The organism is Collinsella sp. AM43-1 (genome assembly GCF_003467925.1).
In the GTDB taxonomy this organism is placed as follows: Bacteria; Actinomycetota; Coriobacteriia; order Coriobacteriales; family Coriobacteriaceae; genus Collinsella.
This window is the reverse complement of record NZ_QSFR01000008.1, coordinates 13,457-27,249: the sequence shown is the minus strand read 5'-3', so window position 1 is coordinate 27,249 and position 13,793 is coordinate 13,457. Positions and strand designations below refer to the sequence as shown.

Sequence of the window (13,793 nt, the reverse complement as noted above, 5' to 3'; positions counted from 1 at the left end):
TCGATGATAGGGGGTTGCATGCAGCTTGTTGAAAGTGAGACTGTGGAGTTCAAGTGCACATTTACCCCTAAGCTGCTCAAAGCTGTGGTGGCGTTTGCCAATTCGAATGGTGGTACCTTGTATATCGGAATCGACGATTTTGGCAGTATCATCGGCGTGGACGATATCGATGCCACCATGCTTCAATGCTCTAATGCAATAACCGATGGCGTGTATCCCGACGTTTCTGAAATCACGACGGTCTCCGCATTGGACATCGATGGCGCAGCGTTGGTGAAAATCGAGGTGGAAGCGGGTCCTCACAAGCCGTACTGCCTGTGCTCGAAGGGATTTGTTCCCGCCGGGGTATATCGGCGCCTAGGTCCTGCCAACGTGCCCATCGAGATGGCCCAGATCCGCTCGATGATCAAGCGCACCGACGGCGATTATTTTGAGACCGCACGCTCTCATGAACAGAGCTTGACGTTTTTTGAAGCCGAGCGGGTCTTTAGGCGCGCGGAGATTACGTTCGACCAAACCTCTCAAAAGAATCTCGGCCTTATCGATGAACTGGGCTTTTACACCAATTTGGCACTGCTGGTCTCTGACCAAAACCCCTTTGCAGTCCGCGCTGGCCTCTTCAACGACGATGCGTATACCGAGTTTATCGACCGTCAGGATGGCGAGGGCTCGATCTTCAGGCAGATAGAGGATATCGAACGGTTCCTCAATATATCGAACGCAACGCGTATGTACTTTGTGCCGGGAAGGCTCGATCGCATAGATAAGGACGACTATCCCCGCGAGGCTGTTCGAGAGGGAATTCTGAACCTGTTTATCCATCGCGACTACGAATCTTCGGTGGCGTCTCTTATCAAGATGAGCCGTACGGCGCTTGAATTTACCAATGCGGGAGGGCCGCAGCACATCAGCGTCGAGGAGGCGCTTGCGGGCGGCTCGGACGCTCGGAATCCAAAGCTGCAACTGCTCTTTTTGCGTCTGGGGATGGTTGAGGCGTTTGGAACGGGCCTCAAGGGGATCCGTGCGCTCTATGAGGCGGAAGGGTTGGAACCCGAGGTCTGCGCCTACCCTGCAATGTTTAGGTTGTCGCTGCCCAACGTCAACGCCGTGCGCAATTCCTATCTGACGCCTCGTGGCAATAGCGGTCCCAACTTGCGTGGGGATTACAGCGATTATGAGCAGCTCGAGCGGGAAGGGGCACTGCCGCCCGATGTTTCGCAGGCGTTTGCATCCGTGCAAGCGCAGCGAGAGGGGCACGTGTCGATGAATGGCGACTGCGGCCACGAGGTGCGTGCCAAGCTCGTGGAGGAGCTTGGCTTTGATGTTGCGTGCAAGGCGTCCGCGATGCTACAGGATGTCTCGGACGAGCGACGTGGTGGATACGCTCGCACCTTGATTCGCTTTGCCCTTGAGCGGCCCCGCGGTTTTACGCGCCAGGATGCTTCGGACGCGCTGGGAACTGGGCGCGACGTGACGCTGCGGGTTATCAACGGTTTGCTTGAGGAAGGCGCACTCGTTAAAGAGGGGCGCGCTCGGGCGACGAGATATCGCGCTGTCGGGCAGGTTTAGGGACGGGCGGTCCGGCCCCCTGGGTTATTCCTGGGCAGAGGCCAAGGGCCGGGTGCCCGGCGCACCTTGATTGAAGGGGTACTTAGAGCGTGCCTCCGTACATATAGACGATAAATCCGTCACCGGTGTCTTGGCTGTGGTCCTCTAGGATGCGCTTCATGTTGAGGTGCTCGTAAAACTGCCAGTCGGAGTTGCAGTCGCTCATCAGGAAGAATTTGGTGCAGCCTGCCTTGGCGAGCTCGGCGCGCGCAAGGTCGATGAGCGCGCGGCCGAGCCCCTTGCCCTGCCACTCGGGCACGATGATGATGAGGTTGAGCTGGCCCTGGGCATACTCATTGCCCGTGGCGGCAAAGCGGTCGGCCGTGGCCTTCTCGCGGCTGTCGCCAAAGAGCGAGCCCTCGAGCTTGGCGTCGGCGGTCTTCGCCATCTCGGTTGCCTGGGCGAACATCTCGTCGTAGCAGGGTACCCACGTGGGGCTGGTACGCGGCTTGCCGTCTTCGAAGATGCCGATGCAGCAGGCGGCGATAATGCGGCCCTCGGCTTCGGCGACAAGCGCGATGGGGGAGCGCTGCAGCTGCATGGCAATGTTAAAGCGCGCGCAGAAATCGGCGGCTTCGACGTCGCCGCGGTTGCGCAGCGTATTGCACCACAGCCGGTTGTAGATGGCGGCGATGCCGGCAAGGTCATCGAGCGTGGCGGCGCGCAGGGTTACGTTGTCAAGGCTCATGGAGGCTCCTTCCAAGTTGGGTCAGGCCACCTCTGAGTGTGACATGGCCGCAGAGCGCCCGCATCAATCATTCGACAGACGAGCCACGATACCTCGGGGACGGAGGGCCCTAAGAAGGAATGAGGGCGGATTTTCGGACACTTGCTCGATGAGAGTGGATAATCTCCCACTTTTAGCGCTGGTATAGGCCAAAAACGGGAGATTATCCACTCTCATCCTATGTAGTCATTGGGGATGTTCTTAAACGACCAGTCATTAAAGAACGTCCCCAACGACTACCCCAAAAGGAGCGTCCCCAAGTGCCAGCTTTGGTAACGATGCTGGTATAAAAACGTCAGCGAAAACCCGTCAGAGCGAGCAAGGTGCCTTGAAGCGAGGCGGCATTGACCTTTTGGTCATGCCGTCGAAGCTGAAAGGCAGATTGCCGCTCTGGCGGGTTTGCAGCGTCGGCCGGTTACGGCGTTTGGTAAAACGCCGTAACCTACACCCGCTCCGCGATCTCGTGGATGAGGTAGTCGGTCTTTTCCCAGCCCAGGCATGGGTCGGTGATCGACTTGCCAAAGACGCCGCCGTCAACCGGCTGGTTGCCGTCCTCAAGGTAGGACTCGATCATAAAGCCCTTGACCAGCTTGGAGATGGACTCGTTGCGGCGGCAGCTGTCGAGCACCTCCTTGCAAATGCGATACTGCTCCAGCGGTCGCTTGCCCGAGTTGTCGTGGTTGCAGTCGATGACCGCCGCTGGGTTGGCGTAGCCGGCGTGCTCGGTGTAGCGCTCAGCCAGGCGCTCGAGGTGCTCGTAGTGGTAGTTGGGGTAGGTGCGCCCATCGAGGCCGATGTAGCCGCGCATGACGGCGTGCGCGAGCGGGTTGCCATCGCACTCGACCTCCCAGTTGCGGAAGATGAAGCTCTGGTGCGCCTGCGCGGCGTAAATAGAGTTGAGCATGACGGTGGTGGAACCGGCGGTGGGGTTCTTCATGCCCACGGGCACCGAAATGCCGCTCGACACCAGGCGATGCTCCTGGTTTTCGACCGAGCGCGCGCCCACGGCAACATAGCTCAACAGGTCAACGAGGTACTGGTAGTTGGACGGATAGAGCATCTCGTCGGCGGTGAAGAAGCCCGTTTCCTCAATAACACGCAGATGCATATGGCGGATGGCCTTGACGCCCTCGAGCAGGTCGTCGGGAGCCTCGGGGTTGGGGTTGTGCAGAAGGCCCTTGTAACCGGTGCCCTTGGTACGCGGCTTATTGGTGTAGACGCGCGGAATGATGATGAGCCTGTCCTTGACCTCTTCAGCGACCTTGGCCAGTCGGTTCATGTACTCAAGCACCGAGTCCTCGCGGTCGGCAGAGCACGGGCCAATGATGAGCACCTTGCGAGCGTCCTCGCCGGTAAAGACCTTGGCGACCTCGGCGTCGAATGCCTGCTTTTTGGCAGTAAGCTCGGCGGAAAGCGGCATTTCCTCGCGGATCTCCATAGGGATCGGCAGCCTGCGTTTGAATTCCATGGCCATAGGGGCCTCCTCAATCTATAGAAAGAGCAATAAGCGTATTGTCGAATGCCCGGCATTATCCGCTGTCGCACGCTAAAGTGCAAGCGAAACCTGCCGAAAAGGGACAGGTTTATTTTGGTCGGTTTTATCTGGGGAAATGTCGGCACTCGCCGGAAGGGGGGACCGGCGTACGACATGCTGGAGCAAGTTGTATCTTCTGCGGCATATCCCGTGGGCAAAAAATGGCAAATATGAGTACTGTTGCTAGCCTAGTATCATATCGATCTTATAAGATATTAGACACAACAGTAAATATGTTCATTAACGTTGGCACGCAGAAGCATGCTACCGGGCGTTTTGATCAATTTGAAGGCATATCTAGGCCGCAAAGACGTCGTTTGGGGCAGTTTTGGCTGTTACTAAAAAGGTGACAGTACTCATATTTGCCATTTTTTGTCCACGGGGTCTGGATGGCGCCGTCAATCAGGTCTCAGGGGAGGCGTTTCGAGGCCCAAAGGACACAAAACGGGGACGCAGGTTCATTCTGCGCCCCCGTTTTTTGGGTATTGCGGTTGTTTGCGGCCGGTTTTACGCCGCCTCGTCAAACTGCGAGTTGTACAGGTCGGCATAGAAGCCGCCTTGGGCGAGCAGTTCGTCGTGCGTGCCCTTCTCGACGATGTCGCCGTCGCGGATCACCAGGATGACGTCGGCGTTGCGGATCGTGGACAGGCGATGCGCGATGACAAAGCTCGTGCGGCCCTGCATCAGCGCATCCATGGCGCGCTGGATGAGCTCCTCGGTACGGGTGTCCACGTTGGAGGTCGCCTCGTCCAGAATCAGCGCCGGGCGATCGGCCAAAATGGCGCGGGCAATGGTCACGAGCTGGCGTTGGCCCTGCGAAAGGTTGGTGCCTTCCTCGTTGATCATAAAGTCGTAGCCGCCGGCGAGCGTATGGATAAAGTGATCGCAGCGTGCGGCGCGTGCAGCGGCCTCGACCTCGGCATCGCTCGCATCGGGTCGTCCGTAGCGGATGTTCTCGCGGATCGTGCCGTTAAACAGCCAGGTATCTTGCAGCACCATGGCAAACTCGCCGCGCAGTGCCGCGCGGTCCCAATCGCGCACGTCGACGCCCTCGACACGCAGCGAACCGCCGTCCACATCGTAGAAGCGCTGCAGCAGCTTGATGAGCGTGGTCTTGCCGGCGCCGGTGGGACCGACGATGGCGATGGTCTGGCCGGGCTCGGCCTCGCAGCTAAAGTCGTGGATGATGGTCTTGTCGGGCGTGTAGCCAAACTTGACATGGTCAAACTCCACGTGGCCGGGGCGCTTCTCGGGGATCTGTGCGTCGGCCTTCTGCTCCTCCTCGGGCGCGGCCAAGAACTCAAAGACACGCTCGGTGGCGGCGGCCATCGACTGCATCGTGTTGCTCACATTGCCCAGCTGCTGCACGGGTTGCGTAAAGTTGCGCACATACTGGATAAAGCTCTGGATGTCGCCGGGTGTGGCATTGCCGGTCAGCGCGAGCTGCGCGCCCACCACGACGACGCCCACGTAGCCCATGTTGCCCACCAGACTCATAAGCGGCATCATCAGGCCCGACAGGAACTGAGAGCGCCAACCGCTCATAAAGAGGCGGTCGTTCTCTTTGTCGAACTCCTCGATCGAGGCCACGGCGCGGTCGAACACCTGAATGACGTTCTGGCCGGCAAAGTCCTCCTCGATGATGCCGTTGACGGCGCCCAGGACCTGCTGCTGCTCGCGGAAGTACGGCTGCGAGAAGTGAATCATCACGGTCAGGATAATCGCGGCTGCCGGCAGCGTGAGCACGGTGACGCCGGTGAGCGGCAGACTGATCGACAGCATCATGACGAGCACGCCGATAATCTGCGTCACCGATGTGATGAGTTGCGTCACGCTCTGGTTGAGTGACTGACCCAGCGTGTCGACATCGTTGGTGATGCGGCTGAGCACGTCGCCCTTGCTGTGGCCGTTGAAGTAGCTCATCGGCACGACAGCGATCTTGGCGGCGATCTCCTTGCGCATGCGATAACAAATCTTTTGCGTGACGCCGGTCATGAGCCAGCCTTGGATCAGGCTGCAGGCAGAGCTCGCCAGATACAGACAGAGCAAAAAGCCGAGCGTCTTGGCGATCCAGGCAAAGTCGACATCGCCGGTGCCGTTGACCTTGGCAACCAAGCCCTCGAACAGCTTAGTCGTAACCTGGCCAAGCACCTTGGGCCCCACAATGTTAAAGATGACCGAGCACACGGCAAAGGCGACGGCGGCAAACACGGCAATCTTGTGCTGGCCGATATAGCCGAGCAGCTGCCTCATGGTGCCCTTAAAGTCCTTGGCCTTTTCGCCGCGACGCATGCCGCCCATGCGGCCCATGGGTCCACGCTGGCGGGTGGGCTTGGGAATCTGAGTCTTGGTTTCGTCTGCCATTAGCGCTCGCCTCCTTCCATAACGGCTTCAATCTCTTCTTGGGTAAGCCCCAGCTCCTCGGCGGAAAGCTGTGACTGTGCGATCTCCAGGTACGCCGGGCAGCTGTGCAGCAGCTCCTCGTGCGTACCGGTGCCCACCACGTGGCCGTCGTCGAGCACGATGATCTGGTCGGCGTGCATGATGGTCGCGATGCGCTGGGCCACGACCACGAGTGCGGCGTCGGTAACGTTTTTGGCCAGCTCCTCGCGCAGGCGAGCGTCGGTCTTGTAGTCGAGTGCGCTAAACGAGTCATCGAACACCACGACCTCGGGCTTTTTGGCCAACGCGCGGGCGATGGCCAGACGCTGGCGCTGACCGCCCGAGACATTGGAGCCGCCCTGGCTGATGGGGGAGTCGTAGCCGCCCTCGCGCTCGGCGATAAAGTCCTCGGCTTGGGCGATGCGTGCCGCCCGGTGCATGTCATCATCGCTCACCATGTCGCCGGCAAATTTAAGGTTGCTCTCGACGGTGCCCGAGAACAGGCGCCCCTGCTGCGGGATGTAACCGATGCGCCGGCGCAGCTCGGAAAGGGTCATGTCACGCACGTCGATGCCGTCAAGCGAAATGCTGCCGCCCGTGACATCGTACAGGCGCGGAATCAGCTGCACGAGCGTGGATTTGCCCGAGCCCGTGGAGCCAATGATGCCGAGCATCTGACCGGCGTGCGTGGTGAAGTTCACGCCGCTGATGACATCGGCGCGGGCATCGGGATACTGGAAGCTCACGTCGCGGAAAGTGAGCTCACCGTGCGGCGCGCTGGCCGCGGGCAGTTTGGGCGAGGCGGGGTCGTTGATGCTCGTGGGGCAAGTGATGACCTCTTCCACGCGCTCGGCTGCGACCTCGGCACGGGGTAGGATAACCGAAACCATGGTGAGGATCATAAACGCCATGACGATCTGCATGGTATAGGAGATAAACGCCATCATGTTGCCGACCTGCATCACGCCGTCGGACACACCCTGCGCGCCAAACCAGACGATAAGCACGGTGATGCAGTTCATGACGAGCATCATGAGCGGCATCATAAAGCTCATAGCTCGGTTGGTGTAGAGCTGCGTGGTCATCAGATCGAGCGATGCCTTGTCAAAACGCTCGAGCTCGTGCTCCTCGCGGTTGAACGAGCGGATGGGCATAAGACCGTCGAGCAGCTCGCGCGCGGTAAGGTTCACGCGGTCCACAAAGCTCTGCATCTTTTTGAACTTGGGCATGGTGAGGCCCATGAGCACGCCGACGACGGCCGAGACCGCGACGATGGCCACGGCGATGGTCCACTCCAGGCCGGTGTGGTTGGCCAGGACGCGCATGACCGCGACGATACCCATGACAGGCGCCATGAGGCACATGCGAATGAACAGAGTCGCTGCCATCTGGATCTGCTGAATGTCGTTGGTGCAGCGGGTGATGAGCGAGGCCTGGCTAAACTTGCCCACCTCGGCCGGCGAGAAGTGCATGACCTTGTTGAAGGTCTCGCGGCGCAGGTCGCGGGCGATGGAGCAGGCGGTGCGCGACGCCACGGCGCCGGTCAGGATGGTGGCGACCAGCGACACCAGGCACAGGCCAAACATCGTGGTCGCCATGCGGCCCAGGTAGGCGTTCTGCACGTCGGCGGGGTCGATGCCCTGCGCTTTGTACTCGTCCTGCACGTAGGTCACGGCGCGCTGCGTGACGATAGAGCCCGACATGGAGCCCATTTTGTCCGCCATATCGTTGGCGCCCTCGACGAGCTTGCCCTGGTCGATGAGGCCGCCTTCAACGCCTAGGCGCAGGCTCTTCATGGTGATCTTGCCGCCGTCGGCATCAATCTGCTTTTGCATGTTCTGCGCCGCTGCGGCCTTCTGCTGCATCTCGGCGAGCTGCTCGGGCGTCATCGCTGCCATCTGCTCGGGGGAGGGCATGGCCTGGGCGGCGCTGCTGTCTTGGTCGCTGGACGTGCCCATCATATCGCCCATGGAGCTGGCGTCGATGCCCTGGTTGAGAGAAAGGACGACGGTCTCGGGCAGGCTCATAATGTCGGCAATCTTGCCGCCATCGGCACGCCCTTCCTCGGTGCCCTTGTACGTTCGAATGCCGTTTTTGTCAGCCTTGCTAAACACGGCCTCCACAGCTTTGGCGTCCTTGGTGTTCATAAAGAGTTCGAGGTCGTCGAGCGATTCGGCACGAATGGTGTCGGGTACGGGCGAGGCGATGCCGCCTTGCTGCACGCCCACGTCGACGATGTCGCTCATATACGTAGGTAGCGCGAGGTCGGCATTGCAGCTGATCACGATGAGCACGATAGCTGTAAGCAGTGCCAGGATATGCTTTTTAAAGAGCTTGAGAATCCTCACTCGGCATCTCTCCTTTCTTGATTGCGATCGATAATTTCGTTGGCACGCCTTAGGAGGCGCACCATCTCTTGGGTATCTGTTTCGCCGAGCTGCTCGAGGAAGGCCGCGGTGCGTTTCTCGAATTCCCGACGTTTGATTTCGAGATCTTGTCGGCCTTTGTCGGTCACCGTGACGTGTACGCGACGACGGTCGGTCTTTGAGTGCTCGCGCTCGATCCAGCCCTTGGTTTCGAGGGCGCGCAGGATGTTGGCGATGCGGGCGCTCGAGACCCAGGCGCGATCAGCGAGTTCGCTCGGCGTGAGCGAACCGCCAGCGAGCATGAGAGCGCGCATGACAGCCATCTCGCCGCCGAGAGCTTTGTCCGCAAAGCGCGAAATGCGCTGATGCATGCTGCCAAACTCAGTTAAGAGCTGACGCCCAAGCTCATGGAAATCGGTATCTTCCACCGAAAACCCCTAACACTAGAAACTATTTTCAGTGAAAGATGATACCCATGTACGCGCACCCTAACCGGCAGATTTTGAGGCATGTCCCAAAAATCTACGTGGCTGCCAGTCAATATAAAGAGCGTATAAAGACTTAAAATCATTCAATAATTGTAGCGTTTCAAAGAACTACTATGCCCGCGGTTAGGCGAGGGGTTGTCACCACCATGACGACTGGGACTCATTTATCGCCACGTGCGATGCTCCAACTTCCCGCAAGGAGACACCTGAATCAAGGGGGTTGGAGTCATGGCATTTGACTTCACGGGCAAAACCGCGATCGTTACCGGCGGCACTCAGGGCATTGGCCTCGAGATCGCCAAGGGCATCGTCGCGGGCGGCGGACACGTCGCGCTCATCGCAAGGAACGCTGCCAAGGGCGAGGCCGCTGTGGTCGAGCTTGGCGAGGGCAACAAGTTCTATCAGCTCGATGTTGCCGATGCGCCCAAGGCGCGTGAGACCGTCGAGCAGATTTTTACGGACCTGCCGCAAACCAACATCCTGATCAACTGTGCTGGCGTCATCAGCACCAAGAAGTTCGACGAGATCGATGACACCGAGTGGCGTCGTACCATCGACATCAACCTCAACGGTACCTTCACTATGATGAATGCTGTGTACCCGCACTTTAAGGCGGCCCATGCCGGCACTATCGTCAACGTGAGTTCCGTTGCGGGCAAGATCGGTGGCGGCCTGCTCGGCACCGCGGCTTACGCGAGCTCCAAGGCCGGTGTTAACGGTCTAACCAAGGCAGTCGCCAAGGAAGGCGGCAAGTTTGGCGTCCGCTGCAACGCCGTGTGCCCGTCGCTCACCCTTACCGATATGACCTCGATTCTCTCTGACGAGAACTCTCAGCGCATCATCAACGGTATTCCTCTGGGCCGTGCCGCCCAGGCAAGCGAGCCCGCGCAGATGGTGCTCTTCTTTGCCTCCGACCTTGCCAGCTTCGTGAACGGCGAGATCGGTGACTGCGACGGTGGCATCGTTCTGGACGGGTAATACCCCGCGACGTTAATTCGGCGACGGCTCCTGCGACTCGGGACCGTCGCCTTCTTTCTGGCACAGGAGCGTGTGACCGCGTGTCGCACGCATCAAAAGGAGATATAAATGAGTGAATCGACTGCGGTGGAGGCGCCGGCGGCAAAGGAGCCGTTCTTTAAGATGTCCTCCATCCCGGGTGCCAATATTTTGGTGCCGCTTTTGTTGGGCTGCCTGCTCAACACGCTGTTCCCCGACCTGTTCAAAACGCTCGGCAGCTTTACGCTCGGCATGACCCAGCAGGGCGCAGGCCCGCTTGTTGGCGCTTTTTTGCTCATCGTCGGTACGACGATTTCGTTTAAGAGCGCTCCTGCCGCCGCTGCCCGCGGCGCCATCATCATCGCCGTCAAGCAGATCGTGGTCGTTGCCGTGTCGCTGCTCATCCTTTATGTGTTCAACGACAACCTGTTTGGTATCTCGGCCATGGTGATGCTGGCCGCTTGCACGGGTGCGAACAACGCTATGTACGCTGGACTGATGGGCACCATGGGCAATGAGGCCGAGCGTGGCGCCGTCGCCATCACCACGCTGGTTGTCGGCCCTCCGGTCACGATGATCGTGCTCGGCGCTGCCGGTCAGGCTCCGATCGGCTGGTCGCTCGTGGGCGCCATCCTGCCGATCGTCGTCGGCATTATTCTGGGTAACCTCTTCCCCAGCTTTAAGAAGATGATGGCACCGGCACTTTCCGCCATCATCGTGCTCGTCTTCTTTGCCATGGGCTCGACCATGACCTTTGGCCAGCTCATTAATGGTGGTCTTCCCGGTATTCTGCTCGGCGTGATCTGCTCGGTGGTCTTTGCAATTCCCGTTATCGCGGTAGATAAGCTCACAGGCGGTACGGGTGTCGCAGGTGCGGCCATTTCGAGCTGCGCCGGAGCCAATGTGGCCACGCCTGCTGCCATGGCAAGCGTCAACGAGGCCTTGTACGGCGGTGTGGTGCTCGCGACGGCCACGGCACAGGTTGCTGCCTGTGCAATCGTGACTGCTATTTTGACCCCGCTGGTCACCAGCTGGTGCTACAAGCATTTTGAGGGCCAGCAGAGCAACAGCAAGGCAACGACCGACAAGGCCGCCTCAGCCGCCTAATGCCAAGCGGCAATCAAAGCTAAAAACTAGTCACGCCACAGGGCGGCCACGGGGGATCCCGTGGCCGCCCTGCAGTTTCTGTAGGGTCACTGGAACACTTTACCCTGCTAAAGCTGGCATAACAGCTAGAGTGAACGTCGTACAAAGGCAAGGAAAAATACCAAACAAATCGGTGAACGGTAGTTGTTCGCGCTCGCATTTCCTGCGGGTTTGTAAAAAACGCCTTTATGATATAAAAAAAGAAACATATAACAGCCCAGATGGAGAGGGTCGCTATGTTATCCTTCTCAAACGGGTGAAATCTTGGGTTTTGGGTTGTAGTTCCAAGGTGGACAAACGTTTTCCCTGCACCAACGTGTGGTGAAGAACGGAAGAAGCCGGTAGTGCAAGCCGAACATTCAAGAATTCAATAAGCAGCGGTGTGAGAGAGCGCCGCATTACACGTAACTAGGAGCGTGGTTACACAATGCAGGAGGCATGGGAAGGCTTCAAGGAAGGCATCTGGACGGGAGAAGTTGACGTCCGAGACTTCATCCAGAAGAACTACACCCCCTACGAGGGCGACGAGTCGTTCCTCGCCGGCCCAACCGAGCGTACCAAGGAGCTGTGGGGCGAGGTTCTCGACCTGCTGCTTAAGGAGCGCGAGCAGGGCGGTGTCCTCGATATGGACACCAAGACCGTTACGGGTATCGTGAGCCACCCCGCTGGCTACATCGATAACGCCCACCGCGAGAAGGAGACCATCGTCGGTCTCCAGACTGACAAGCCGCTCAAGCGCGCGCTGCACGTCAACGGTGGCATCCGCATCGCTTGCCAGGCTGCCAGCCAGCACGGCTATAAGGTCGACGAGAACGTTGTCGAGCGCTACACCTTCGAGCGCAAGACCCACAACGCTGGCGTCTTCGATGTTTACACCCCCGAGATGCGCGCCTGCCGCTCGGCCCACATCATCACCGGTCTGCCCGATGGCTATGGCCGCGGCCGCATCATCGGCGACTACCGTCGTGTTGCCCTGTACGGCGTCGACTACCTGATCAAGGACAAGGAGGCCCAGAAGGCTTCCACCCCGACGGTCATGACCGCCGACAACATCCGCGATCGTGAGGAGCTGCAGGAGCAGATCCGCGCCCTCGGCGAGCTCAAGATGATGGCCGAGACCTATGGTTTCGACATTTCCAACCCTGCTACCAACACGCAGGAGGCCATCCAGTGGATGTACTTCGCCTACCTCGCTTCCGTCAAGGAGCAGAACGGCGCCGCTATGTCCATCGGCCGTACCTCTACGTTCATCGACATCTACGCTGAGCGCGACCTTGCCAACGGTACCTTCACCGAGGAGCAGATCCAGGAGTTCGTGGATCACTTCATCATGAAGCTCCGCATGGTCAAGTTTGCCCGTACCCCCGAGTACCAGGCCCTGTTCACCGGCGATCCGCAGTGGGTCACCGAGTCCATCGGCGGCATGGGTGTTGACGGCCGTACGCTCGTTACCAAGATGAGCTACCGCTACCTGCACACGCTCGAGAACATGGGCACCAGCCCCGAGCCCAACATGACCGTTCTGTGGTCGACCCGTCTGCCCGAGAACTTCAAGAAGTTCTGCGCCAAGACTTCTGTCGCCAGCTCCTCGATCCAGTACGAGAACGACGACCTCATGCGCGTTTACCACGGCGACGACTACGGCATCGCCTGCTGCGTGTCCTCCATGCGCATCGGCAAGGAGATGCAGTTCTTCGGCGCTCGCGCCAACCTGGCCAAGTGCCTGCTGTACGCACTCAACGGCGGTGTTGACGAGGTCTCCAAGAAGCAGGTCGGCCCCAAGTACCGCGCCGTCGAGGGCGATACGCTCGATTACGACGACGTTGTGGCAAAGTACAACGACATGATGAAGTGGCTCGCTGGCGTGTACGTCAACTCGCTGAACATCATCCACTACATGCACGACAAGTATTGCTACGAGCGCATTCAGATGGCTCTGCACGACAAGCACGTGCACCGCTGGTTCGCTACGGGCATTGCTGGCCTTTCCGTCGTGGCTGACTCCCTGTCCGCCATCAAGTACGCCAAGGTCCACCCCGTCCGCGACGAGAACGGCATCATTGTCGACTTCGAGACCGAGGGCGAGTTCCCCAAGTACGGTAACGACGACGACCGCGTCGACCAGATCGCTCACGACGTTGTGCACCAGTTCATGGAGTACATCCGCATGAACGACACCTACCGCAACTCCGTGCCCACGACCTCGGTTCTGACCATCACCTCCAACGTCGTGTACGGCAAGAAGACCGGTTCTACGCCTGATGGCCGCAAGGCTGGCCAGCCCTTCGCCCCGGGTGCTAACCCCATGCACAAGCGCGATAGCCACGGCGCCATCGCTTCGCTGTCTTCGGTTTCCAAGCTCCCGTTCCGCGATGCTCAGGACGGCATCTCCAACACCTTCTCCATCATCCCGGGTGCGCTCGGCAAGGAGGACCAGGTGTTCTTTGGCGATATCGACCTTGATCAGCTGGGCGAGTAACTATTGTTAGTGCTATACTAACAATAACGATTACTGATTAGTGCGCCGGTTTCGGCCGGCGCCTATC

9 protein-coding genes are annotated in these 13,793 nt (G+C 59.3%); 4 read left to right on the top strand and 5 right to left on the bottom strand.

What is annotated here, in order from left to right; translation table 11 throughout:
• Positions 1–18 precede the first annotated feature (18 nt).
• Entirely contained in the window at positions 19–1,569 is a 1,551-nt protein-coding gene (locus DW925_RS05030) for an RNA-binding domain-containing protein (protein WP_158565744.1), read from the top strand.
• Positions 1,570–1,651: 82 nt separating this feature from the next.
• Here DW925_RS05030 and DW925_RS05025 read toward each other — a convergent pair whose 3' ends face one another.
• The 5 genes from DW925_RS05025 to DW925_RS05005 form a co-directional block, all read right to left on the bottom strand.
• On the bottom strand, positions 1,652–2,296 hold the full coding sequence (locus DW925_RS05025) for a GNAT family N-acetyltransferase (protein ID WP_117766521.1): 645 nt from the start codon (positions 2,294–2,296) through the stop codon (positions 1,652–1,654).
• A gap of 481 nt (positions 2,297–2,777) precedes the next feature.
• A complete protein-coding gene (locus DW925_RS05020; RefSeq protein WP_117790519.1) occupies positions 2,778–3,809 on the bottom strand; it encodes a 3-deoxy-7-phosphoheptulonate synthase in 1,032 nt (343 codons plus the stop codon).
• Positions 3,810–4,376: 567 nt separating this feature from the next.
• Positions 4,377–6,233, bottom strand: a complete 1,857-nt coding sequence (locus tag DW925_RS05015; RefSeq protein WP_117790518.1) for an ABC transporter ATP-binding protein — start codon at positions 6,231–6,233, stop codon at positions 4,377–4,379.
• The gene (locus DW925_RS05010; RefSeq protein WP_117629916.1) at positions 6,233–8,599 is read right to left on the bottom strand and encodes an ABC transporter ATP-binding protein; all 2,367 of its coding nucleotides are present in this window, start codon (positions 8,597–8,599) and stop codon (positions 6,233–6,235) included. The genes DW925_RS05015 and DW925_RS05010 overlap by 1 nt, the downstream gene beginning before the upstream one ends.
• On the bottom strand, positions 8,596–9,045 hold the full coding sequence (locus DW925_RS05005; RefSeq protein ID WP_117790517.1) for a MarR family winged helix-turn-helix transcriptional regulator: 450 nt from the start codon (positions 9,043–9,045) through the stop codon (positions 8,596–8,598). Before DW925_RS05005 ends, DW925_RS05010 begins: the two co-directional genes overlap by 4 nt.
• A 288-nt stretch (positions 9,046–9,333) precedes the next feature.
• Here DW925_RS05005 and DW925_RS05000 point away from each other — a divergent pair, with 288 nt between their 5' ends.
• The 3 genes from DW925_RS05000 to pflB all read left to right on the top strand — a co-directional run bounded on the left by DW925_RS05000 (position 9,334) and on the right by pflB (position 13,726).
• Positions 9,334–10,083: an SDR family NAD(P)-dependent oxidoreductase gene (locus DW925_RS05000; protein ID WP_089572357.1), complete on the top strand. Its 750-nt coding sequence runs from the start codon at positions 9,334–9,336 to the stop codon at positions 10,081–10,083.
• A gap of 108 nt (positions 10,084–10,191) precedes the next feature.
• Entirely contained in the window at positions 10,192–11,208 is a 1,017-nt protein-coding gene (locus DW925_RS04995; protein ID WP_117790516.1) for a 2-keto-3-deoxygluconate permease, read from the top strand.
• 466 nt (positions 11,209–11,674) lie between these two features.
• On the top strand, positions 11,675–13,726 hold the full coding sequence (pflB, locus tag DW925_RS04990; protein ID WP_117637024.1) for a formate C-acetyltransferase: 2,052 nt from the start codon (positions 11,675–11,677) through the stop codon (positions 13,724–13,726).
• Positions 13,727–13,793: the final 67 nt, after the last annotated feature.